The organism is Paenibacillus sp. J31P13 (genome assembly GCF_056269295.1).
Window position 1 is genome coordinate 792,743 of record NZ_JBWDNR010000002.1, and the last position, 23,068, is coordinate 815,810.

26 protein-coding genes are annotated in these 23,068 nt (G+C 43.5%); 18 read left to right on the forward strand and 8 right to left on the reverse strand.

What is annotated here, in order from left to right:
* Window positions 1-172: 172 nt before the first annotated feature.
* The 11 genes from AC0YOD_RS09950 to AC0YOD_RS10000 are packed head-to-tail and all read left to right on the forward strand — an operon-like array spanning window position 173 to window position 8,666.
* On the forward strand, window positions 173-727 hold the full coding sequence (locus AC0YOD_RS09950) for a biotin transporter BioY (RefSeq protein WP_475799107.1): 555 nt from the start codon (window positions 173-175) through the stop codon (window positions 725-727).
* A 32-nt stretch (window positions 728-759) separates the two neighbouring features.
* Window positions 760-2,241, forward strand: coding sequence for an AMP-binding protein (locus AC0YOD_RS09955; RefSeq protein ID WP_475799108.1), 1,482 nt, complete (start codon window positions 760-762; stop codon window positions 2,239-2,241).
* Window positions 2,238-3,389: a thiolase family protein gene (locus AC0YOD_RS09960; protein WP_475799109.1), complete on the forward strand. Its 1,152-nt coding sequence runs from the start codon at window positions 2,238-2,240 to the stop codon at window positions 3,387-3,389. Before AC0YOD_RS09955 ends, AC0YOD_RS09960 begins: the two co-directional genes overlap by 4 nt.
* Window positions 3,386-3,766, forward strand: coding sequence for an FAS1-like dehydratase domain-containing protein (locus tag AC0YOD_RS09965; RefSeq protein ID WP_475799110.1), 381 nt, complete (start codon window positions 3,386-3,388; stop codon window positions 3,764-3,766). Before AC0YOD_RS09960 ends, AC0YOD_RS09965 begins: the two co-directional genes overlap by 4 nt.
* Window positions 3,763-4,107, forward strand: coding sequence for a MaoC family dehydratase (locus AC0YOD_RS09970; protein ID WP_475799111.1), 345 nt, complete (start codon window positions 3,763-3,765; stop codon window positions 4,105-4,107). The genes AC0YOD_RS09965 and AC0YOD_RS09970 overlap by 4 nt, the downstream gene beginning before the upstream one ends.
* Window positions 4,104-4,928, forward strand: coding sequence for an SDR family NAD(P)-dependent oxidoreductase (locus AC0YOD_RS09975; protein WP_475799112.1), 825 nt, complete (start codon window positions 4,104-4,106; stop codon window positions 4,926-4,928). The genes AC0YOD_RS09970 and AC0YOD_RS09975 overlap by 4 nt, the downstream gene beginning before the upstream one ends.
* On the forward strand, window positions 4,925-5,725 hold the full coding sequence (locus tag AC0YOD_RS09980; RefSeq protein WP_475799113.1) for an energy-coupling factor transporter ATPase: 801 nt from the start codon (window positions 4,925-4,927) through the stop codon (window positions 5,723-5,725). Before AC0YOD_RS09975 ends, AC0YOD_RS09980 begins: the two co-directional genes overlap by 4 nt.
* On the forward strand, window positions 5,710-6,558 hold the full coding sequence (locus AC0YOD_RS09985; protein ID WP_475799114.1) for an ATP-binding cassette domain-containing protein: 849 nt from the start codon (window positions 5,710-5,712) through the stop codon (window positions 6,556-6,558). Before AC0YOD_RS09980 ends, AC0YOD_RS09985 begins: the two co-directional genes overlap by 16 nt.
* Entirely contained in the window at window positions 6,559-7,362 is an 804-nt protein-coding gene (locus tag AC0YOD_RS09990) for an energy-coupling factor transporter transmembrane component T family protein (protein WP_475799115.1), read from the forward strand.
* A complete protein-coding gene (locus AC0YOD_RS09995; protein ID WP_475799116.1) occupies window positions 7,363-7,698 on the forward strand; it encodes a CHY zinc finger protein in 336 nt (111 codons plus the stop codon).
* A 5-nt stretch (window positions 7,699-7,703) separates the two neighbouring features.
* A complete protein-coding gene (locus AC0YOD_RS10000) occupies window positions 7,704-8,666 on the forward strand; it encodes an NAD(P)H-dependent flavin oxidoreductase (protein ID WP_475799117.1) in 963 nt (320 codons plus the stop codon).
* Window positions 8,667-8,785: 119 nt separating this feature from the next.
* Here AC0YOD_RS10000 and AC0YOD_RS10005 read toward each other — a convergent pair whose 3' ends face one another.
* From AC0YOD_RS10005 to AC0YOD_RS10030, 6 genes are all read right to left on the reverse strand, one after another.
* Window positions 8,786-9,214: an organic hydroperoxide resistance protein gene (locus AC0YOD_RS10005; protein WP_475799118.1), complete on the reverse strand. Its 429-nt coding sequence runs from the start codon at window positions 9,212-9,214 to the stop codon at window positions 8,786-8,788.
* A 201-nt stretch (window positions 9,215-9,415) separates the two neighbouring features.
* The gene (nagA, locus tag AC0YOD_RS10010; RefSeq protein WP_475799119.1) at window positions 9,416-10,564 is read right to left on the reverse strand and encodes an N-acetylglucosamine-6-phosphate deacetylase; all 1,149 of its coding nucleotides are present in this window, start codon (window positions 10,562-10,564) and stop codon (window positions 9,416-9,418) included.
* Window position 10,565: 1 nt separating this feature from the next.
* Complete coding sequence (locus AC0YOD_RS10015; RefSeq protein WP_475799342.1) at window positions 10,566-11,384, reverse strand: DeoR/GlpR family DNA-binding transcription regulator; 819 nt, start codon at window positions 11,382-11,384, stop codon at window positions 10,566-10,568.
* Between the two features lie 335 nt (window positions 11,385-11,719).
* Window positions 11,720-13,642, reverse strand: a complete 1,923-nt coding sequence (locus AC0YOD_RS10020; RefSeq protein WP_475799120.1) for a glycosyl hydrolase family 18 protein — start codon at window positions 13,640-13,642, stop codon at window positions 11,720-11,722.
* A 198-nt stretch (window positions 13,643-13,840) separates the two neighbouring features.
* Window positions 13,841-14,119: a YxcD family protein gene (locus AC0YOD_RS10025; RefSeq protein WP_475799121.1), complete on the reverse strand. Its 279-nt coding sequence runs from the start codon at window positions 14,117-14,119 to the stop codon at window positions 13,841-13,843.
* A gap of 2 nt (window positions 14,120-14,121) precedes the next feature.
* Window positions 14,122-14,538 carry a hypothetical protein gene (locus tag AC0YOD_RS10030; protein WP_475799122.1) on the reverse strand — a complete coding sequence of 139 codons (417 nt, stop codon included), beginning with the start codon at window positions 14,536-14,538 and terminating at the stop codon, window positions 14,122-14,124.
* Between the two features lie 250 nt (window positions 14,539-14,788).
* Between AC0YOD_RS10030 and AC0YOD_RS10035 the strand changes: the two genes are divergently transcribed.
* Window positions 14,789-15,292: a DUF309 domain-containing protein gene (locus AC0YOD_RS10035; RefSeq protein WP_475799123.1), complete on the forward strand. Its 504-nt coding sequence runs from the start codon at window positions 14,789-14,791 to the stop codon at window positions 15,290-15,292.
* 37 nt (window positions 15,293-15,329) lie between these two features.
* On the opposite strand, the gene AC0YOD_RS10040 is transcribed toward AC0YOD_RS10035, so the two are convergent.
* Together AC0YOD_RS10040 and AC0YOD_RS10045 are read right to left on the reverse strand one after the other, a co-directional pair.
* Window positions 15,330-15,890, reverse strand: a complete 561-nt coding sequence (locus tag AC0YOD_RS10040) for a beta-class carbonic anhydrase (RefSeq protein ID WP_475799124.1) — start codon at window positions 15,888-15,890, stop codon at window positions 15,330-15,332.
* Window positions 15,891-16,050: 160 nt separating this feature from the next.
* On the reverse strand, window positions 16,051-16,368 hold the full coding sequence (locus AC0YOD_RS10045; protein ID WP_475799125.1) for an iron-sulfur cluster biosynthesis family protein: 318 nt from the start codon (window positions 16,366-16,368) through the stop codon (window positions 16,051-16,053).
* A gap of 135 nt (window positions 16,369-16,503) precedes the next feature.
* Between AC0YOD_RS10045 and AC0YOD_RS10050 the strand changes: the two genes are divergently transcribed.
* From AC0YOD_RS10050 to AC0YOD_RS10075, 6 genes are all read left to right on the forward strand, one after another.
* Complete coding sequence (locus AC0YOD_RS10050; protein ID WP_475799126.1) at window positions 16,504-18,018, forward strand: carboxypeptidase M32; 1,515 nt, start codon at window positions 16,504-16,506, stop codon at window positions 18,016-18,018.
* A 173-nt stretch (window positions 18,019-18,191) separates the two neighbouring features.
* Complete coding sequence (locus AC0YOD_RS10055; protein WP_475799127.1) at window positions 18,192-19,202, forward strand: ABC transporter substrate-binding protein; 1,011 nt, start codon at window positions 18,192-18,194, stop codon at window positions 19,200-19,202.
* Window positions 19,203-19,230: 28 nt separating this feature from the next.
* Window positions 19,231-20,028, forward strand: coding sequence for an ABC transporter ATP-binding protein (locus AC0YOD_RS10060; RefSeq protein WP_475799128.1), 798 nt, complete (start codon window positions 19,231-19,233; stop codon window positions 20,026-20,028).
* Window positions 20,029-20,134: 106 nt separating this feature from the next.
* Window positions 20,135-20,932 (forward strand): ABC transporter permease, encoded by a 798-nt coding sequence (locus AC0YOD_RS10065; protein WP_475799343.1) that lies wholly within the window; start codon window positions 20,135-20,137, stop codon window positions 20,930-20,932.
* A 38-nt stretch (window positions 20,933-20,970) separates the two neighbouring features.
* On the forward strand, window positions 20,971-21,933 hold the full coding sequence (locus AC0YOD_RS10070) for an aromatic acid exporter family protein (protein ID WP_475799129.1): 963 nt from the start codon (window positions 20,971-20,973) through the stop codon (window positions 21,931-21,933).
* 258 nt (window positions 21,934-22,191) lie between these two features.
* Window positions 22,192-22,989, forward strand: coding sequence for a manganese efflux pump (locus AC0YOD_RS10075; RefSeq protein WP_475799130.1), 798 nt, complete (start codon window positions 22,192-22,194; stop codon window positions 22,987-22,989).
* The last annotated feature ends 79 nt before the right edge of the window (window positions 22,990-23,068 follow it).

Sequence of the window (23,068 nt, forward strand, 5' to 3'; positions counted from 1 at the left end):
TCATTGGTATGGTCAAAAAGATATATTGTGTGAAATAGTAAGAATTCGATTGTTAACCTATAAACTAAATTTTTGGTTTACAATCATAAAAGATTACGATATGATCCAATAGGTACATAGAGTCGACTCGGATGGTACTACGTTTGTAAACATATTCTTGGAGGTAAGTAACATGAAGACAAAAGAAATGGTTTTTGCGGCAATATTCGCTGCATTCATTGGAGCATTAGGCTTGATTCCCCCCATTTCACTAGGTTTTATCCCTGTACCCATCACCGTACAGACGCTTGGTGTCATGCTGGCAGGAAGCTTTTTAGGGAAGAAGGCGGGGTCGCTAAGTCTGATCATATTTATGGTATTAGTTGCTTTAGGTTTACCTTTATTATCAGGTGGCCGTGGAGGTCTTTCTATATTTGTAAGCCCATCCGCTGGATATTTATTAAGTTGGCCGGTAGCCGCTTTTTGTATCGGATTTATGACTGAGAAGGTATGGACGAAGGTGAAGACCTGGAAGCTATTCGTCATTAATTTTGTGTTTGGTGTTGTACTGGTCAGCTTAATTGGTGCTCCTATCATGGCTTTCATCACTCATACATCTATCTGGGCCGGATTAGTCGGTGCACTTGCATTCATTCCGGGGGATTGTATCAAAGCCATTATCGCATCCATCATCGCAATCCAGTTAAAAGCCATTAGTCCAATAGAAGAGATAGTGAATCATTCTTAAGAAACAGTCATTTGGAATAGGTGTGTTGAGAAATGAATCTGGTCATGCCATTATTGCGTTATGCTGAAGAACAGCCTGATAAGCCAGCCATTTACGATGGGCAAGTGGAATGTACATATTCAGAACTAGTACAGAGAATGAAAAGAATCGCTCAGGGCTTCATGCAAAATGGGCTCTTCCATGATAAAATCGCCATTTTATCTACTAATCGTTTAGAATTTATAGAAGTTTTTTTGGGAGCCATCTATGGGGGATGTGTTCCCATTCCTTTGGACCCCAAGTGGAGTACGTCGGAATTGAATGCTGTTTTACAGCAATGCCATCCGAAAATCATATTTACCGAGCTTGAATTTGTTGAAAATATCATTTTACCAAACGAAGAGATTACTTGTCTCACCTTTTCAACGGAAGAAGCTGGCTCCTATGACTCCTGGTTAGATCATTTCACGCCGGAAGCTAGAATGGATGATACGAACGAATTATTATTTATCGGTTTTACTTCTGGAACAACAGGAATGCCAAAGGGATTTATGCGCACTCACTCGTCATGGATTAGCAGCTTTGAGGCGACGAGTGAGGCATTCCAGCTCCAAAATATCGAGCATATTCTGGCACCAGGTCCACTGGTTCACTCCTTGTCGTTATTTGCTTTGATGCAGAGTCTTTATAGTGGTGCGACCTTTCATAACGTTCAGCATTTTAACGTGACTAATGTTCTTAAGCTTTGCGAGGAGATTTCGGATTTGATTTTATTTGTCGTGCCTACGATGATTGAATCACTTATGCAAGAGGCTTCATCCTACCAGACACAAATTCAAGCATTAATCAGTTCTGGCGGTAAATGGTCGGAAGCTTCCAAGAAGAGATGCAAGGCCATATTCGGTGAAGCGAAGCTGTATGAATTTTATGGCTCCTCCGAAGCGAGCTATATCAGCTATATGGATATTTATTCTGAATATAAACCTAATTCAGTAGGCAAGCCCTTCAATGGCGTAGAGATTTCTATTCGTGATGAACATTTTAAAGAGGTGCCTCCTGATACAATTGGGCAGCTTTATATACGCAGTAATATGATGTTCATTGGATACTATAATAGGCCGGAAGAAACGGAAGCAGTCTTTCAAGATGGTTGGCTTATGCTAGGAGATTATATGTCTTTGGATAAGGATGGTTATTTATATTTGGCTGGCCGCTCCAAAAATATGATTGTAACCGGTGGTTTGAATGTTTTCCCGGAGGAAGTAGAGAATGTGCTGCAGTTGCTTCCGGAGATTAAAGAAGTGATGGTGCTTGGCGTTCAGGATGCTTATTGGGGAGAAAAGGTTGTGGCTCTTGTAAAGTGGAGGGGAGCGCAGCACTTATCTATTGAGGAAATAAAGCATTATTGCCGACAGCATTTAGCGAGTTACAAAGCTCCAAAGGAGCTCATCACAGTGGACGAGTTCATCTATACAAGCAGCGGGAAATTGGCTCGCAAAGCGATGAAAGATTACGTGAAGGGAGTGAGGTTATGACAGAGGCAGTGATTGTGATGGCTAGACGTACGCCAATTGGAAAGGTAGGCGGCAAATTAAGCAGGCTTGAGCCTGAACAATTGTTAGCGCCTCTTATCCAGCATATTGTAGCAGAAACGAGACTACCGAAGGATATTATTGATGATGTCATTATTGGCAATGTAGTAGGACCTGGAGGCAATATAGCTAGAGTTGCTGCTTTGGCTGCGGGACTCCCTCACACTGTCCCAGGTGTAACGGTCGATCGGCAGTGCGGTTCCGGACTTGAAGCCATTAATTTAGCAGCGCGACTCATTGGGAGTGGTGCGGGTGATGTCTATCTAGCTGGTGGTGTCGAAAGCACGAGCCGCGCCCCATGGAAGATGACCAAGCCGCAAACATTAATGGGTGTGCCACAGTTATATTCACGCGCTCCTTTCACACCAAGCTCTTATGGTGACCCCGATATGGGGATTGCCGCGGAGAATGTCGCCCGTAAATACGGGATTAGTCGAGAAAATCAGGATCGATATGCCTTGAGCAGCCATGAGAAGGCTATCCGTTCTCAGCAAGCGGGTCGTTTTCAGCAGGAAATTGTACCTCTTTACGCCGATGGAGCTTGGGTTAATGCCGATGAATGTCCAAGAGACGATACCAGTATAGAAAAATTGAAGAAACTGCCGCCGATCTTTCTGGATCAAGGTACCGTAACGGCTGGCAATGCATGCCCGGTCAATGATGGTGCTGCGCTTGTTCTCATCATGTCTCTGGAAGCGTGCAAGAAATATAACCTTGTGCCTGTGCTGCGTATAGTGGATGCTCAAGCAGTTGGAGTAGATCCCCATTACTTAGGAATGGGTCCAGTACCAGCCGTACAAAAGGTGCTAAAGCGTCAGAATCTAACCGTTAAAGATTTGGATGTTGTAGAGTTTAATGAAGCTTTTTCCTCTCAAGTATTAGCGTCATTGCATGAGCTTCAGATTTCGGTGGAATCGGTCAATCGCGGAGGCGGAGCGCTAGCCCTTGGTCATCCTTATGGAGCATCAGGTGCTATATTAATGACGCGATTGTGCTCAGAAATGCTATATAAACCTTATAAAAGAGGTCTGGCTACAATGGGCATTGGTGGAGGAATAGGTATTGCAACCATCGCAGAGGCAGTCGAATGAACAGTCTTCAGCAGAAGGTTCATGTAACGACAGATTGGATTTCCCTTTATGCGCAAAGTATTGAAGCTCCTTTGCATATGATAAATGGCAAACTCATCGCACCTGTGACTATGCCTATTATTTTTTGGCAAGCTTTTGATATTCCTTGGCTGGATAGGGAGATACCTCTGATTCATGGAACACAGTATTTTTCATACGAGTCACCGATTACGGCTGGCATGACTTTGGAGTGCAAGTTATCGTTAACGAAAGTGGAGAAAAAAATAGGCGAACAGGGAGAGCTTACATTTTATACTCATAACCTTGTTTGTACTTGTGGTGGCGAACCTGTAGTTAGAGCGGAGACCGTATTAATCAAAGTAGGTGATGGACATTGAAAAAATACATTTCAGCTCATGCTATTCAGCATTATGCTTTAATTTCCCAAGATACCGCAGCTATTCACCTGAATGCCGAAGCAGCAGAAAGGGCTGGATATGAACGTCCTGTTGCACATGGCATGTATATGATGGGACTGGCTCAATCTTTGTATTTGGCTGAACATCCTACGCAATGGATTACGACATACCGAATGAAATTTCAAAAGCCTGTTTTTATAGATTCGATTGTCTGCTTTGACTATAAGGTATATGAAGACAGAATCTGTGTGTCCATCACTTTAGAAACGGGTGAAGGGGTTGCAGCGGGCACTTTTTCAGTTAAAGAGGTGCTCCGATGAATAAAGTGGTTTTCATTACGGGTGCGACTAGGGGCATAGGGCGGAGCATGGCTATTCATCTTGGTCTTTCTCATTATAAAGTGATTGTCAATGGCACAAAGCAAGCGTTAATCGATGAAGTTGTACAGGAAATACATCAAAGCGGTGGTGATGCAACTGGATACTGTGCCAATATTGCAAATCCGGATGAGGTTACAATCATGGTAGATACTATAATTGAGAAGTATGGGCGTATAAACGTATTGATTCATAATGCGGGTAATTTGCATGACCAAAAATGTGTTCGCATGTCAGATGAAGAATGGCAATCTGTCATGGATGTGCATTTGAATGGCGCCTTTTACTGCATTCGGCGGGTACTGCCTCATATGCAAGAGAGTGGTGGTGACATTCTCTTAATGACATCTACTGCCGGATTAATGGGTTCGATTGGACAGATAAATTACAGTGCAGCCAAAGCCGGTATGCTCGGTATGGTATGGACTCTCGCAGACGAGCTTCAGCGGAATGGGATCAGGGTAAATGCCGTTTCACCTGCTGCTTTAACGGATATGACTAGACCAGTTATCGAGCACATAAAAGATAAATATGCGAGTCGCAATGAACCATTTCCAGAATTCTGGCAAGTAGGTGAAGCAGATGATATTGCCCGCTTCGTGGTCGCATTGTTAGAGCAGCCGAATAAGAATATAACAGGCGAAATATTTGGTATAAACGGATCGAAAGTGACAAAGTGGCAAAAGCCTAAGCCCCTCTTTTCGGAGTACAGCATCGAGTCATTTTTCGCAACATGGCAGCGTCACCAGGAGGAGGAGAAATGATCACTATCGACCATGTTCATTTTTTTTATCAAAGAGGACAGGTAGTCTTAGAAGATATGAACTTTACTATTGATGCAGGTGAATTCGTAGCTGTAGTCGGCGCTAATGGCTGTGGAAAATCAACGATTGCAAAGCTGATGGATGGACTGTTACTTCCGACGAAAGGCAGCGTAGAAATCAATGGTCTGAGCACCTCAACGCAAGCAGATCTTATCAGAATCCATGAGCAAATCGGCTTTGTCTTTCAAAATCCAGAGGACCAATTCATCACCACAACGGTAATGGACGAGGTCATATTTGGATTGGAAAATATTCGAGTCTCACAGGAAGACATACAAAGTCGGATAGACTATGCTTTAAGAGCTGTTCAGATGGAGGACTTTATTGACGCCATGCCTCACCAGCTATCTGGCGGTCAAAAGCAGCGTGTAGCGATAGCGGCTGTGCTCGCCATGCGTCCCCAAATCATGATATTTGATGAGGCAACATCAATGCTTGATCCGGAAGGAAGAAAGCATGTGCTTGCCATAATGCATGAATTGCATCGACAGGGCATGACTATCATTCATTTCACACATCATATGGAGGAAGTGCTGGCGGCAAAGCGAGTGCTGCTGATTCATCAAGGCAGGCTGGAATTTGATGGCGATCCGCTGACCTTTTTTGAACAGGTACCTGTAGAGGAATATCAATTAGTTGTCCCATTTGCAGTAAAACTACATAAAGCGCTCCGACTAAATTCGCCGTTGATGGCAAATTGGAAGGAGATGACCCGTAACCAATGGTATGGGAGCTAAACCAAGTAAGTGTGAATTATGGCAATCGAGCAGCCCTGCAAAAGGTTAGCTGCACGATCCAAGAAGGCAAATGGATATCTATTATTGGTCAAACGGGTGCTGGCAAATCTACGTTTGTCCAGTTGCTAAAAGGGTTAATTCCTGATTTTGATGGAGATTATCGGATTGATGGGCAGCCTATTCCTAGAAATGCCAAGGAACAGGCAAAGGTCATTCCTGACATTGGTTTTGTCTTTCAATATCCAGAGCATCAGCTGTTTCAAACGACGGTTCAGAAGGAACTCGCTTTTGCTCCAAAGCTAAAAGGGTACAGCAATCAGCAGATCACGGATACTATTGAAACCATTTTGCCGCAAGTAGGGCTATCCGAAGAGATACTAACGAGTATTCCATTCCAGTTAAGCGGCGGTCAAAAGCGTCGTGTAGCCATTGCTTCCGTGTTGATGATGAGTCCGAAGCTTCTTATTTTGGATGAACCCACAGCGGGTCTCGATCCATTAAGCCGCGATGCTATCCTCCAGTTGCTTAAAAAATGGCAGCAGCAAGAGGATCGCACTATTCTCTTCATATCGCACAGCATGGAAGATGTTGCTGAATACTCGGATGAAGTTATCGTATTACACGAAGGTCGCCTTGTCGGACAATATAATGTAAATCAATTATTTCTAGATCAGAGGGAGCTGCTAGAGCAGATCGGATTATCCTTGCCTGAGCCTGTGCAGCTATTAAAGCTGGTGGAAGAATTATCGGGTCAGACCGTTGGAGCTGCAAGCTGCAGGGAGCAGCATATTTTGGAAGCAGTATGGCCTATATGGCATACAAGGAGTTTTTAAATGGAGAGAAATATTTTAATAGGGCAATATTTGGAGACTAATTCTGTGCTTCACCGCTTGGATCCACGCACCAAGATTTTAAGCATCGTCATCATCATGATGAGCTTTCTCACTCTGGAAACGTTAATGAGCTACACAGTGGCATCGATCATTGTTTTCGGGGTATTATGGATATCGAAAGTCCCATTTCATATCTTTGGAAAGGGATTGAAACCTCTATTATTTATTTTGGTGTTTACTTTTGTATACAATGTCTTTTTCACGAAAGGCAGTTTGATTTGGTCATGGTCATTCATTGAAGTGACAGTGGAGGGGCTGGAAAACGGGCTGCGTTTTGTCTGGCGGATCGTTTTACTCGTATTGCTTTCTTCTCTATTAACGTTGACCTCAAAACCGCTTACGATAGCTCAAGGTTTGGAAAAGCTATTGCTGCCTCTAGCCAAATTAAATGTGCCTGTAGAGAAATTTTCGTTAATGATTGTGATTGCGATTCGATTTATCCCAACCATCCTGCAGGAGCTAGATCATATCATATTGGCACAAAGAGCAAGAGGGTTTGATATAACGGAATTACCGCTGCTCAAACGTCTTTTTGCTTATATTCCGATAATCATACCTCTGCTCTTCAGGGTCATTCAACGTGCCGAGCAGCTCAGCTATGCCATTGATGCTCGTGCTTATGGTAATGGCAAGGGAAGAACGGCATACAAACAATTAAAATTTAAGCAGATCGATTATCAGGTTGGGAGTATCGTGATTTTCCTCGCAATCATTCTCCTGCTTTTAAAGATTGGAGGCATTTAGATGGACATTTATGGAGCAGTCGTTGACAAGCAAACACGATGTGTTCATTATCATACAGAAAAAGATATTATCGCTATCAAGTTTAAATGCTGCAATCGCTATTATCCTTGTTACAAATGCCATGAGGAGCACGCAGATCATAGTATGTTGCCTTGGCCAAAAGAAGAGTTCAACAAAATCGCTATCTTATGCGGGAATTGTCACACAGAAATGAGAATTCAGCAATACATGCACAGTGAAAGTTGTCCGTTTTGCAGCGCAAACTTTAATGAGAGATGTATCTTGCATTATCCTATTTATTTTGAACAATCTGCAGATAACGAAAACCAGGAGTGATGAAAATGAAATGGAACACAAGAATAACTGAGCTATTGCAAATAGAATATCCAATTATCCAAGGCGGTCTTGCTTATTTAGCCTATTCAGAGCTTGCTGCTGCCGTTTCGAATGGGGGCGGCCTTGGTCAAATTACGGCGATGAGTTTGCCTAATGCTGAGGCTTTGCGCCAAGAAATTCAGATTACTCGCAGCCTGACAGCCAAGCCCTTTGGAGTGAACTTTGCTATTGGACAGCATGGTGTTGGCTATGAGGATCGGGTGCAGACCGCAATTGATGAGCAAGTATCCACTGTGACCATTACGGGTGGGAACCCTGCAACGATATTAGAGATGCTGCATCCCACTGACATTAAATCATTGGTGCTCGTATCCTCACGAAGACAAGCCCAAAAAGCGGAACAGCTCGGTGCATCTGCTGTTATTGTCGTTGGGCAAGAGGGGGGCGGACACCTAGGACGTGATGATATTGGAACTATGGTGTTAGTCCCGCAAGTGGTGGATGCTGTGAATATTCCAGTCATAGCTTCTGGGGGCATCGGAGATGGGCGCGGATGGATGGCTGCTCATGCACTTGGAGCTGAGGGCATCGAAATGGGCACACGCTTCGTCGCTACCCAAGAATGTGTTCATGCTTCTGCTTCCTATAAAGAGGCCTTAATAGAGAGTTCAGAGTCAGACACTACTGTAATCAAACGTTCCATTGGTTCCCCTGCAAGGGTATTAAAAAGCGAATATATCGACCATATACTTGCTATAGAACGGGTGACACCAACCTATGAAGCATTAAAAGATTATATTAGCGGTGAAGCCAATAAGCGATGGATTTATGATGGCATCAAAGAGGAAGGTATAGGCTGGGCAGGTCAAGTGACCGGTATGATCAAAGATATTCCAACGGTTGCAGAATTGATCGACAGAATGATTAAGGAAGCAGAGGGGATACGGGGGAAATGGGGCGCTATGTAATTAGTGTATAGTGTTGAAAAATGTAAAAGAGCAAGTTTCCGGAACCGGAAGCCTGCTCTTTTTTTAGAATCAACCTTTGAAAAAATAAAGTTCATTTATTTTATGCCACTAAAATTCACTTACAGTACATTTAATTCCACGGCAATATTGCCTCGTGTTGCACGGGAGTATGGGCAAGCACCATGGGCAGCTTCAACTAGTGAAGCTGCCGTTTCTCGGTCAACACCTTTAACAAGTACATCAAGCTTAACGGCAATACCAAAGCCGCCGTCTTCAACTTTACCGAAACTTACAGTAGCCGTCACTTCACTGCCTTCGATTTTAACTTTGCCAAGACGTGCAACCATGTTCAGGGCACTGTCGAAGCATGCAGAGTAACCGGCTGCAAACAATTGCTCGGGGTTCGTACCATCGCCGCCTGCGCCGCCCATCTCGCGCGGGGTGCTGATAGCAAGGTTAAGTTTTGGACTTTCTGATTCTATATAACCGTTTCTACCCCCAACGGCTTTAACTGTGGTTTCATACATTTTTTGTTGAATGTTCATCATAATAATCTCTCCTATTTCATATATATTTGATAAAATTAAATTTAACACAATTTAATATCAAAGTCAAAGATGTTTTATTATTAAGAAGTATCGATAAAATTTGCGCTCGAAAAAAAGCCCCAAAAAGTAAATTGCTCTACTTTTGGGGCTTTGATAACCGTTTAGGGTTTTTAGGCATTAAAGTTCATTCAACGTTTTTTTTCAGATCACATGACCCTTAATCATTGTCCATTGCACTTGGAATTGTTCATTCAACAAGACAAGATCGGCATCAAAACCTGTTGAGATTCTGCCTTTCGTATCAAGACCTAAAATTCGTGCAGGGGTAGTTGAAGCCATTTGAACCGCTGCATTTAAGGAAATTCCGGTTTCAGTCGTTAAACGTAGTGCTTCATTCATCGTAACCGTACTAGATGCTAATGTCCCATCTTGTAGTCTCGCAACGCCTTCGGATACCGTAACATGGTGACCGCCAAATACATAGTTTCCATCTCCAAGTCCCATTGCTTGCAAAGCATCAGTGATAAGCACCATACCCTCGGGTCCCTTCAAACGATGCATCATTCGAATAATCGCAGGATGCAGATGAATGCCATCGACTATCGCCTGGAGGCTCACATGCTCTTCTTCAAAAGCAGCTACAACGAGGCCGGGATCCCGATGATGAATGGGGCGCATACCATTAAAACAATGTGTTACATGGCTTGCTCCAGCTTTAAAGGCTTGCTTTGCTTCTTCATAAGTGGCATCAGAATGAGCGATGGCAATGATCACGCCCAAATCTTTCAAAAAAGAGATAAGCTCCATTCCACCTGGTAATTCGGGAGCAATCGTAACCATCTTAATCAGCCCGTCAGCTTCTTCGAAAATCTCCTTCATTTCTTCAAGATTCGGATGCCGTAAAAAACGTTCATTTTGCATCCCTTTACGCTTCGGATTGAGATAGGGACCCTCTAAATGAAGCCCAGCAATTTGGGCTCCAGCTTCATGCCCAACTACACGTTTTACACTTCGGATCATGGCTAGTAATTCTTCCATTGTAGAGCTTACAGATGTAGCTAGAAAGGAGGTGCAGCCCGTAGCAGCACAAGCCCGTGAAACCTCTTGGATACTCGACTCACTGCCATCCATCATATCAAAACCGTTAGCGCCATGAATATGTACATCGATCATGCCTGGTATTAATAATTGACCTTTCCCATCGATTAGAAATTCATAATCGCCCTCTGGTAGAGAAGCGGGATCTTGATCTATCCGTTCAATGCTGCCATTTCTAATCCAAACCGTGGCAGATTGAAGTATTTTGTCAGGTTGAACGACTTGAACATTATGCAAAATCTTAAGAGCCATCCTAGTTTTCCACCTCCGATTTATTGTTCTCCTCATATTGGATAATCGTTATATTTTTCCGATCAAGAACTTCTTCTATTTCGCTAGGTACATCTTGATCAGTGATTAAAATATCTACAAAGTCAAAATCTAAACGGTAAACGGACTTAGTTGCAAACTTGGTGAAATCAGCAACGACGATGACCTGATCAGATCTGCGGGCTATCTCTTTTTTGACATGAGCATCCTCTTCAAAAGGGTAGTAAAGTCCGTCTGTTTGAATCGCCGTGGCACCAATAAACGCTTTATCAGCTCTTATTTCTCTTAGCTTTTCAATGACGGAGGGACCATACAGCAACCGGTTCTTCACATGTAAGTAGCCTCCGAGCACATACACTTGAAGATCTTCCCGTCCTGAGAGAATTCCTACAATATCTATGGAGTGAGTGACAGCTGTAATATTTTTCGATGAAATTTGTTCAGCTACTGCCTGTACCGTAGTGGATACGTCTAAAATGATCGTCTCCTGATCATGAATCAGCTTTGCTGCTAATGTTCCAATTTTCCTTTTGCTTTCTGTTTCATCAATTAAGCGATCCTGATAGGAAGCTAATCTCTTATGCAATTTAGGTGAAGCTACACCTCCATGCGTTCGAATGACGACTCCTTCTTGAACTAATCTAACAATGTCTCTTCGAGCCGTATCCCTAGACACTTCCAGTAAATTGCAAATATCCATGACACTCATCGTATGGTGTTCATTTAAGTAATCAAGTATTTTCAGTAATCGTTGCTCCTGATATATGATGATCGCCTCCCTATAAGTAAGTTTAGCAGTAATTTTAAGTAATTAAAAGTACTTTTTAAGTATATATAAGTAATTCAGAATAGCGGGCACGAAATCAGGTTTTATTCAGTTAGGGTGGAGAGAAGGAACTCGGAGTACTACATCGATTTATATTAAAGTGAATGGAAGAGACCCTAAAATAATCGTATTTGGCAAGTCGTTTGTTATCGCGGAAAACGTTGCATACACCTTACTTGTAAGCAACTTAAAGAAGGATGATCAAGTTTTGTAAAAAAATAATTATTACCAGTTTTGCTGTGGCTGTTTTTTCAAAAAAGAGGCTGCCCCAAAAGTAGATCTATCTACTTTTAGGACAGCCTTTTTCTGCATTACTTCATACGAAGCATCGTCGTCCATAAATCAAAGCTTTCATAGCCGAGTCGCCATGCGGCAACACCTGCTAAGTCAAACTTCTTCGCAATGTTGATACGAGCTTTGACGGTGTCTTCGGTTTCAGCCCAGAACAGATAGGTGAAGCCGTCTTTATAAAATTTATATTTGATTTGACCAGATCCAGGATCATAGACGCCTTGCGCTTTGTTATCCGAAATGAGCTTTGGTACTTCACTCATGAAGACAGCGCGATTCCCGACTAATTTACCTGAGCTGTCCAGCTTCCATTCTCTCACGTAGAAAGGGATTCCCAGCATGAGCTTGTTACGCGGAATACCATAGTCTAAAAATTGCTTAACGCCTTCCTCAGCCCATTGCAGTCCAGATACGGAGCCAGGTGTATCGCTACCGCTCCAATGCTCATCGTAGGCCATGATGACAACCGTATCAACAATATCTGCTAAAGCAGCATGATCATAAGCAGTTAAATGATTCCAGCTAAGACTGCCTCGAGGAAGGTCGATGGAGAGAACCATTCCTTTCGCATGTACAGCATTGGTTAAAGCCTTAACAAAGGAGGTATAAGCACTGCGGTCACTTGCTGCAACCTCTTCAAAGTCGAGATTAACGCCAGTAACGCCAAGTGTCTTAAGCTTGCTAACCAGCTTTGTAATAAACGCTTGCTGTGCAGTGCCATTTTTCAAAAATTCAGTAGTCATCTTGCGATTAAACTGGTTATGAACAAGCGGCATGACAGCAATGCTTTTCGCCTTCAGTGTCGATACAACAGAGGCATCTGACGTGTCGGTTAAGGTGCCGTCGGCAGCCGCAAGCTCAAACCAAGTAGGTGAATCGATGGAAAGACCTTGCGTATTGGCTGCTTGGGCCAAAATAGTGGAGCTGTTCGAGCTGCCGTTCCATCCCATGTAGACAAGGCTTTTCGTATTATTCCAAATCGCGCGTCCATCCGTGTTCATAACCTTGCTGTTTGCAAAGCCTTTGGCATAAGCAATAGCACTGGTTTTCGTATTGAATGATCTCAGCTTTTTCTCACCTTGGTAGACCGTCAAATAGGGGATACCAGACCATAAAACAGCACCTTTGTATAACACTTCTGCGTTTGCAGTGCTTTTGGCAGCTTTTACGGCAGCATCTAGACTGATATAAGAACCAATGAATTCTTTGCTTCTAACAACTGTATAAGCAGGTACATTTGAATGAATGATTTTACCAGTTGTTGTGTTTAGTACCTCGCTGCCAGCAATAGTTGCTGAACTATTAATAGCGTCAAATAGGAAGGAGAATAGCGATTTATTCTCAACAGGCATGCCGTCTACAACGATTTGATACACGGGAGAGGCTGCACGTTGCGCTTTTTTTTGTGCGTCAGTTAAGTTTCCCCATACCCATTTGTTCGTGGACAAATCGATAATATGGGCGTTACCCCATTTCTTAGCTTCCTGTTTGGCAGCAGCAAGCGTCGAGAATGCCCAGCTTGATTGGGTTTTATCACCCTGGTAGAGCTGGAACTTCGCAAATGATTCATATTTCCAGCCAATGTTTTCAAGATCTCGAATATGTACATTTGTTAATGTCTTAGCAACGTTCAATGCTTGCTCATAGGTTCGGAATTCCCATTTTGCGTTAGACTGTCCGCTTTGATAGACTTTATAGCGAGGGAAGTTGTCCCACACCCAGCTGTGATCAGCAATTTTCTCAACATGACTGTAACCATATTTTCCGGCATAGGCAATTGCTTGAGCTTCAGTTGCAAACTCGCGTAATGCCTTGTCATTTTGATAAACACGGTACTTGGTCATCTGTTGCGTTGTTGCCGCATCCGCTATCGTAACAGCTCCCGTCAGCAGCATTTGGAAAAATAAAACCATCAGTAACAACGTACTTATTTTTCTTCTCATATTCTTTTCTATCACTCTCCTCTAATAGTCATACTATTAGACGCATAAAGTGAGGAGAGGTTGCTTGGTAATTAATGCTAGTCTATTAATTGAAAGAATAGAATGGAGGGGAGAATATGCACAAAAAAAGAAAGCATTCATGAGCATCCTTATCATTAAGATAAAGAATAGCTCCGAATGCTCCCTTAACACTAACTATTAATCCGTTATATCTGCCCAAAATTCCTCATCCGCATCTAATGTGATATTAGAGCGGAATACACGGCGGTTATATTGTTTGAATATATACTGCTCGATGGCTTCTAGAATATTGGATTCTATAATATATTGGCTGCGACCGCTCACCCAAACCTCGGCTGTATAGCCATACTCTTCTTCCCAAGAAAGCTGTACTTCTACATCTGTAGGATTTACACCTCTGCGAGTGGCCATGTTAAGACAGATCGCGTTAATGATCTCATCTGTGTAGATACGCACGATTAGTACGGTCTCCTTTGGTCTGGCGGGTTACGCTTGCTGCGTAGATAAACAAACGCAACACGAATGAGCATAATGACCGCGAAGATAGCGAGCAGGTTAACCATTAGCCCTAGAAAATTACCGAATGCGCCTAGTCCTGAGAACAAGCTGCCAAACATCAATCCAGCCAAGCCGCCGATCATTAGACCTTTCATAAGCCCGCCGCCGCTGAATCCTCCAGCTTTCTTTGTACCAGCAGTAGTGCCTGCTTTTGTACCGGAGTTTGTTTGGCTAGCGTTATCTTTTTTTGGAGTTTGTGTATAGCTTTGTTTTGGAGACTTGATGCCGCCGCCCCTCGGTTTTGCATCTGCATACTGGCTGAACCCTATAGTGAAAAATAGAGCAACTGCCATAAAGACCATAAATCCCTTTTTCATCTGTTGTTTCTCCTCCTGATGTGTATGTTGAAACAATTGCTAACTACTTGAAATACGGCTAATATAGAAAAAGGTTTCAAATTATTTATATAGGATCGGTTTAAATGTATGAAAGTATAAGTGATATATGCTTTTTTTTATTTTAAAAATGCGGCGGGAACACAACTCGATAAGCTAGCGGATTGAGTCCTATAAGCATAGTAGGGAGAATGAAATGACTGCATTTCCTAAAGCGTATGTTTCATATTTAGTGGAATTTCATGCCTCAAGAGATTATTTCGAATGTCATGAGCTGCTTGAAGAATATTGGAAGGAGCATCCGGGAGATCCGCTTGCGGATACTTGGGTTGGCTTCATACAGCTGGCAGTCGCCTCATACCATGAAAGGCGTGGAAACCAGAGAGGTGCTTTCAAAATGTTTCAACAGGCTGAGCGAAGACTCTTAACTGCGCCAATAGATCAACTCGGTATAGAAAGCGAAAGTATGTATTCTCAAATTTCGAAACGGCTAGCTTCCATTCAAACAAATGAAAAATCACCTTTTATAGATATTAATCTGACAGTTATGGATGAAGAATTGCTAAGGCTTTGTAGAGAGGAATGCGAAGAGCGCGGTTTGACGTGGGGTTCGCCAAGTCCGATGGACAATGATGCGCTCATTCATCGGCACTCCCTTAGAGATCGTTCGGGTGTCATTGCCGCTAGGCGAGAGGCTCATTTAGCCAAAAAAAAGGAGCGTAACAGCATGGATTGATGCTGTCGCGTTCCTTTTTTTTTATCTATTTATTCGTTTAGGACTTAGGGAGTTCTAAATGCTCCAATTCACCTGTATCGGGATCAATAATCAAACCATGAACAAGTATGTTTGCCGGAAGCAAAGGGTGATTGCGAATGATGCTGACACTATTTTCGACGCTGTCTCTCACGTTATCAAAGCCTGTTAGCCATCTCATTAGATTGAGTCCAGAATGCTTGAGTGTCGTAATCGTATCCTCTGAAACCCCGCGTTCTATCATATGTTGCACGACTAGCTCAGGATTGAGACCCGTCATTCCGCAATTATGATGTCCGACAACAAACACTTCGTCTGCATGCAGCTCATAAATAGCTACTAGGATACTCCGCATAATATTTCCGAAGGGCTGAGTCACAATAGCACCGGCGTTTTTGATGATCTTTGCATCGCCGTTTTTGAGATTCATTGCTTTTGGCAGCAGCTCGATTAGTCTCGTATCCATACAGGTGACGATGACCATACGTTTATCCGGATATTTGCTTGTGGAGTAAATCTCATATTCATGATTTTCAACGAAATGCTTATTATAGTTTAAAATATCTTCTAACTTGTTCATGGTGCACGCTTCTTTCTATGAAATGGCAGTAACGCTGTTTCAGGTACGAGTGGTACAGCTGGAATCAGACGTTCCACAGTTTGAAATTTGCAAAGATTATCGAGTGAGTTTCTAATGAGACGACTAAAATATAAAATATTGAATAAAAAAGGTCAAATGCTTACGTTAAGAAGCGAAGATGTGTGGTATAAATTTGATTGTCGCTCTTCAAGCTAAAGCTATTGCTATCTACATTATAATCCACTTTTAATTGCGGCTCATAGTAAATTTGGTGACGCGTCTCGAACCAAAAGGGGAATGGATCGCCTTGTGACAGCTCGTCGTCGACAGAAGGTCCGTCAATGAGCTGAAGAGCAGGGACGCCGCTGACAACACAGCCGCAGCCTTCTGTATCATGAAGCAGCTTCAACTGCTTTTTTCCATCCTCTAAATGGGGGGAAATACGCGCAATGGCTGTTTTGGAAAAAGTTATTCGCATGAACAGTTCCTCTCTTTCTATTTCTCTTGTTGTAAAAAAGGTTTATGTTGATTATAAGTTTAGGAATAAGTAAGATCAAGTTAAGTTCCAATGTATGGGACGTAAATTTACAAGAAACCGAAAGGCGGTTCAACGATGCCAAAACAACATAATGAAGCACTGCAAGGCTTTAAGGACACGATTCGCAAAATAAGCGGCTACGAGGAAGCGTTAGGCGTTCTTTATTGGGATTTACGAACAGGTGCTCCGCGCAAAGGAATGGATAACCGATCAGAGGTTATCGGCAGTTTATCAAGCGACATGTTCAAGCTTTCTACCTCACCAGAGCTTGGTGAATGGTTGTCTACGCTTGAGGATGGCTCCGTCTACTCCGAGCTAAATGAAATTGATCAGCGGCTTGTAACGGAAACGCGTAAAGAGTATGACCGCAGCATCAAAATTCCGCCTAAGCTTTATCAGGAATATGTCGTCATTGCCTCACAAACAGAATCGAAATGGGAGGAAGCTAAGGAAAATAACGATTATGCCGGCTTCCAACCCTATTTGGAGAAAGTGATTTCATATAATAATCAGTTTATCGATCTCTGGGGTCCAAAAGCGACTCGCTATGATACGCTTCTTGATCAGTATGAGCCGGGTATGACAGTAGCTGAGCTTGATCGTGTATTTGGCGGTCTCCGTTCGCAGCTTGTGCCGCTAGCGGCAGCCATTGCAAATTCACCGCATCAGCCTGATACTTCCTTTCTAAAGCAAAACTATGATAAATCAGCTCAAAAAGCATTTAGTTTGTACATACTAGAGCAAATGGGCTACAACTTTGACGCGGGTCGTCTCGACGAGAGTGCTCATCCCTTTGCAACTGGATTAAATCCCGGCGATGTTCGAATTACCACTCATTACTTAGAAGATGATGTAACAAGCGCATTGTTTGGAACGATCCACGAAGGCGGACATGCACTATATGAGCAAAATATTATGCCTGAACTTATCGGTACTACATTATGTACAGGTACTTCTATGGGCATACATGAGTCGCAATCCCGTTTTTGGGAAAATGTGATTGGAAGAAGCAGACCGTTCTGGGATCGATATTACGGCGAGCTCCAAAAGCATTTTCCAGGTCAGCTTAATGTATCGGCAGATCAATTCTATCGCGGCAGCAATATCGTTCAGCCTTCACTCATAAGAATTGAAGCAGATGAGCTCACCTATAATCTGCATATTATTATTCGTTATGAGATGGAGAAGCTGATTTTCAATGGCGGTGCTAAGGCTTCGGACTTGCCAGCCATTTGGAATGATAAATACAAAGAATATTTGGGCATAACGCCTCCTAATGATGCCGAAGGTATTCTGCAGGATGTTCACTGGTCAGGCGGATCTTTCGGATACTTCCCATCCTACTCGCTAGGCAACATGTATGCAGCACAAATTGCCGATACGATGGAGCGGGAGCTTGAAGGCTTCTGGTCTATGGTTGGCGAAGGTAATCTGCTGCCTATCAAGCAATGGCTCTCTGAGCGCATCTATAAATACGGCAAGCTTAGAACACCATCCGAGTTGATCCAGAGCGTCTCAGGCAAGCCGCTTGATCCTCAGCACTTGGTTGCCTATTTAACGAAGAAATATACTGATATTTACAAGCTGTAAGCGGAGTAAGGAAACTTTACCGTTCGCAGCACTGAGATAATAGAGAAGGCTGTCCGCTATTCGTCATGTGACGATGGGACAGCCTTCTTTTTGTTTGCTTATTCACCGTCAATGACTGTTGTGCATAGGCTGGAGTACATCTATTAAAAGCAAGATCACGGGAGGGACCCATCATGAAAAAACGTATTTTCTATGCGCTGCTGCTTTCGGTGACGCTTATTGCAACAACTGCGTTGGCAGGCTGCGGCAAAGGGGATTCGGATAAGGTGAAGGTGCGGATCGGCGAAGTAACGCGCTCAGTGTTCTATGCGCCTGAGTATGTAGCCGTCGCAAAAGGATTTTTTGAAGAGGAAGGACTAGACATTGAATTGACGACAACGCCGGGCGGAGACAAGACGATGACGGCTTTGCTCTCTAATGTTATTGACGTTGCCTTAGTCGGTTCTGAAACGTCAATTTATGTCAATCAACAGGGAACAGATGACCCCATCATTAACTTTGCGCAGGTAACCCAAACGGATGGCACCTTCCTTGTAGCAAGGAATGCAGACGATAGCTTTGACTGGGATAAGTTGAAAGGCAGTGTCTTCCTTGGACAGCGCAAAGGCGGAATGCCGCAAATGGCAGGCGAATTCACGCTGAAGAAGCATGGCATTGATCCAAAAGCTGATTTGGAATTGATTCAAAATGTAGATTTTGCCAACATTTCAGCAGCTTTTGCTTCTGGAACAGGCGACTATGTACAGCTGTTTGAGCCTACTGCATCTATTTTTGAGAAGGAAGGCAAAGGGAAAGTGGTAGCTTCATTTGGTACCGAAAGCGGCCATTTGCCATATACCGTATTTATGACGAAGGAAAGCTATATCAAAAAGAACAAAAAAACAGTTCAAGCCTTCACAAATGCTGTTCACAAAGCCCAGCTTTGGGTAGAGAAAAATGACGCAAAGACCATTGCGGAAGTCGTGAAGCCGTATTTTGAAAATGTAGATAGCGATATTCTCGTTAGCTCAATAGACCGCTACAAGCAACAAGGCTCATTTGCTACTGATCCGATTATTGACGAAGCAGAATGGAATAATTTGCTTGATGTTATCACGACTGCCGGCGAATTGACGAAACGTACGGAGCATAAGGAGCTCGTTGACACAAGTTTTGCAGAGAAAGCAATTGAAGCGGTGAAATAAACGCTTGCAAGGAAGTGAGGGCATAAGCATGAAGCGAGAACCGGTGCTAGAGCTTCAGCAATTGTCACATGTTTATGTGAATGAAAAAGGAGCCTCGCTAGCGGTTGAAGGGATTGAGCTTAGCGTCTTGCGAGGGGAATTTATTAGCTTAGTTGGTCCTAGCGGCTGCGGTAAAACGACGGTGCTTAGCCTACTCGCCGGTTTATTTGCTCCGACAAAAGGACGCGTGCTGCTGAACGGTGAGAAGGTTATTGGACCCTCACCTAAGGTAGGCTATATGCTGCAGCAGGATTATTTATTTCCATGGCGCACGATTAGAGACAATGCCGCCGTAGGACTAGAGATTAATGGTTCGAAAACACCGAAGTCACTCCTAGCGGTCGATGACTTGCTGGCTGAGCTGGGTTTGCCGGGAGCAGGGGATCGATACCCTCATGAGCTGTCTGGCGGCATGCGTCAGCGCGTTGCGCTGGCAAGAACACTGGCTACAGAGCCAGAAGTGCTGCTGCTCGATGAGCCTTTCTCTGCGCTTGATCTGCATATTAAGCTGCAGTTAGAGGATTTGGTACAGCAAACCTTGTCGCGACTTGGCAAAACAGCTGTGCTAGTTACACATGATCTGGCGGAAGCTGTTGCCATGAGTGATCGGGTTATTGTGCTAGGACGTAATCCGGGCCACATCAGATGCGAAGTTGAGATACCAGAAGAGATTAGACTCGCTGCTCCCATGGATGCCCGCAAGCTGCCAGGATTTCAAGAGATTTTCGAGCAGCTGTGGAAGGAGCTCGATCAGGAGGATGAAGAGGGGAGGATACAGGGTGGATGATAGTGATTTAGTAAAGCGAGAGCAAGAGAGTAAGCAAGAACATAAGGATTTGAATGAGCTCGGAGTCTCGCAAATATCCGGCATTCAGGAGGACCGAAGGGACTGGATGGGCGTCTTGCATGATTCCTTCAAGCTTCGCAAGAGACGTTTGACGACAGCTGTCCTGCTAACACAAGCTGTTATCCTCCTCGTATTTGTCGGCCTTTGGGAAGCAGCAGGAAAAAATAAATGGATTGATCCCTTGCTCTTCAGCTATCCATCTAAGCTGTTTAATCAGCTTTGGAAGACGATGGCAGACGGGACCATTTGGCCTCATGTGGGGATGACGGTTGCAGAGACGGTTGTAGGCTTTGCGCTTGGTACGCTTCTGGGAACGGCTATTGCTGCTGTATTGTGGTGGTTTCCGTTTCTATCCCGCGTATTCGATCCTTACTTGGTCGTTCTGAACAGCATGCCGAAGGTTGCTCTTGGTCCGATCTTTATCGTTGGTCTCGGTCCAGGCTTTATGTCCATCGTAGCGGTAACGCTATCGGTGACCGTCATCATTACGACATTGAATATATATAATCGATTCGTTGAAATTGATAGCGGCTATGTTAAAGTGGTTAGATTGCTCGGAGCGTCGCGATCGCAGCTTTTTCGACTTGTTATTTTGCCAGGATCATTTCCGGTCATTATATCGACATTGAAAGTAAATGTCGGGCTTGCTTGGGTCGGCGTCATGGTCGGGGAGTTCCTAGTTGCGAATCTGGGACTTGGTTATCTGATTATTTACGGCTTCCAAGTGTTTAATTTCACACTTGTACTATCGAGTCTAATTGTAATTGCTGTTGTGGCTACGATTATGTATCAGCTCGTTGCAATACTTGAGAAGAAGTTGACGGCAGGCTGGCGTGAACGGTAGGATGTAGACATAAATCCTACTGCTTGCGAGGTTATGACATGGGTATTCGTATTATCAAAACAGCTTTAGCTACCATAGCCGCCATATATACTGCTGTGTATTTTGGTCTTGAGCCGCCGCTTAGTGCGGGGATTCTCGCTATATTGGGTGTTGATGTCACACGAATAAAAGGGCTTAAGGGCGCAGGAGTTCGCTTTATCGCTTCTGTGCTTGGGCTTTTTTTTGCTTCACTTGTGTTTACGTTGTTTGGTTTTCACATCTGGGCAGTTGCCATATTTATTATGATTACCTTTCCGATTCTGTCTAGGTTTCAATTAAAAACCGGAATTGTAACCAGCTCGGTCATTGTATTTCATCTCTTTAACTACGGAGAAGTATCAACGGATATTATTAGTAATGAGATTTTGCTGCTAATTGCAGGTCTTGGATGGGCTACTATTCTTAACATGGTTTATATGCCGAAGGACGAGCATCGACTCAGCTTTCAGCGCAATGTGATCGAACAGAGCTTTGGTGTTATTTTTCAAGAGATGGCTCTAACCTTGCGGAATCCTTCTCATGTATGGAACGGCGGAGAAATTCTTGAAGCGAATGACGCGATCGAGAAAGGTGCAAGGGACTCAGTTGTCAATTTGGAGAATCGTATTTGGGGACAAGAAACCTACTGGTCATCCTACTTTGAAATGAGGAGGGTTCAGCTGGATTCGGTCCAAATGATGCTAGTTGAGATATCACTTGTTTATGCAAGATTTCCTCAAGCTGCTCTGATCGCTGATCTTCTTGATCAGTTGTCCAGTGATGTGAAATCCGATGTGTATCGCGGGATTGTAGACGAACGCCTACTGGAGATGTCGAAGCTTTTCCGTACGATGCCGCTGCCCCAGACTCGTGAAGAATTCGAGGTGAGAGCAGCCCTGCTTATGCTATTGCATGAATTAGAGCGCTATATGAGTGTAGCGAAACGGTTGAAAAAGAGAAAAGTTAGCTCGTCCGTTGGATAGTGAGATGGTTTTAGGCTGATAAATGGGTGAGTTGAATGGATTGTAGCTAAGTGGAATTAACTAGAAAGTTACATATTTCTTTACGTAAACAAAAGGGAGTCCATTGGTAAATGGATTCCCTTTTTTGCGTATGTAGAGCGTTGCAGCTTTAGCTTTCCATTAAAATATCCTTTGAAAATAAAAGCATGCTGACACAAGCAAATCTATCAACTCTTGCATATTATGTTTTTAGAATTAGGACAGGTAGGTGGATCTGCTATGCATTGGCTCTCAATTATTTTTATTGGAATGGCATCGAATATTGACAACTTAGGCATCGGCGTTTCATTTGGGGCACGATCCAAGCGCATTCCGTTTCTGTCTAATCTCTTTATTGCACTTATTGCAATGGCAGCCACGTATGCATCCATTGCAATGGGACATTTATTATCCAACTTCCTTCCAAAACAAAGCGCAGAACTGCTTGGCGGCATACTGATTGTAGGGTTGGGCGTTTGGAGTATGAAGCCATATGCAGCAATCAAGTTTTGGATCAAAAAAGGGGCTGTCGGGTCAAGTATTGGAGTTGGAGTAAGCGTAGAAGCAGGAATAGGAGCAGGAGCTGCCGATGGATCAGGGTCAGGGGAAAGCGATCGGAAAGGCGAAGAGGGAAGTATAGAACATGCTGGGAAACAAGTTGGAGAACAAGCAGAGAATACAGTGAAAGAAGTACAAGGAAATAATGAATCAACTGCTGATTTCAATGCACCTGTGCCATCCTTTTCCGATGTTCATACAGTTGTAAAGAGTAGAACAGATCATATCATAACATGGAAAGAAACAGTACCACTCGGTTTGGCATTATCACTAAATTGCATGGCAACAGGTTTTGGAGCAGGAGTCAGCGGAGTTCATCCACTTTTGATGACCCTTTCTGTAGGCACATTTTCGATGGTAACCGTTGCTTTCGGTGTCGGGATCGGTCAACAGATTGCCAAAACTTGGCTAGGAAGATATTCCAGCATATTGGGAGGATTATTACTGGTAGGAATTGGACTATATGAGATTTTTATTTGATTGTTTTATGCAAATGTGAACCGCATGGAGTGATCTATTGATTTTAAAGTTAGCGGTTATCGAATTTCATGAAAGTATG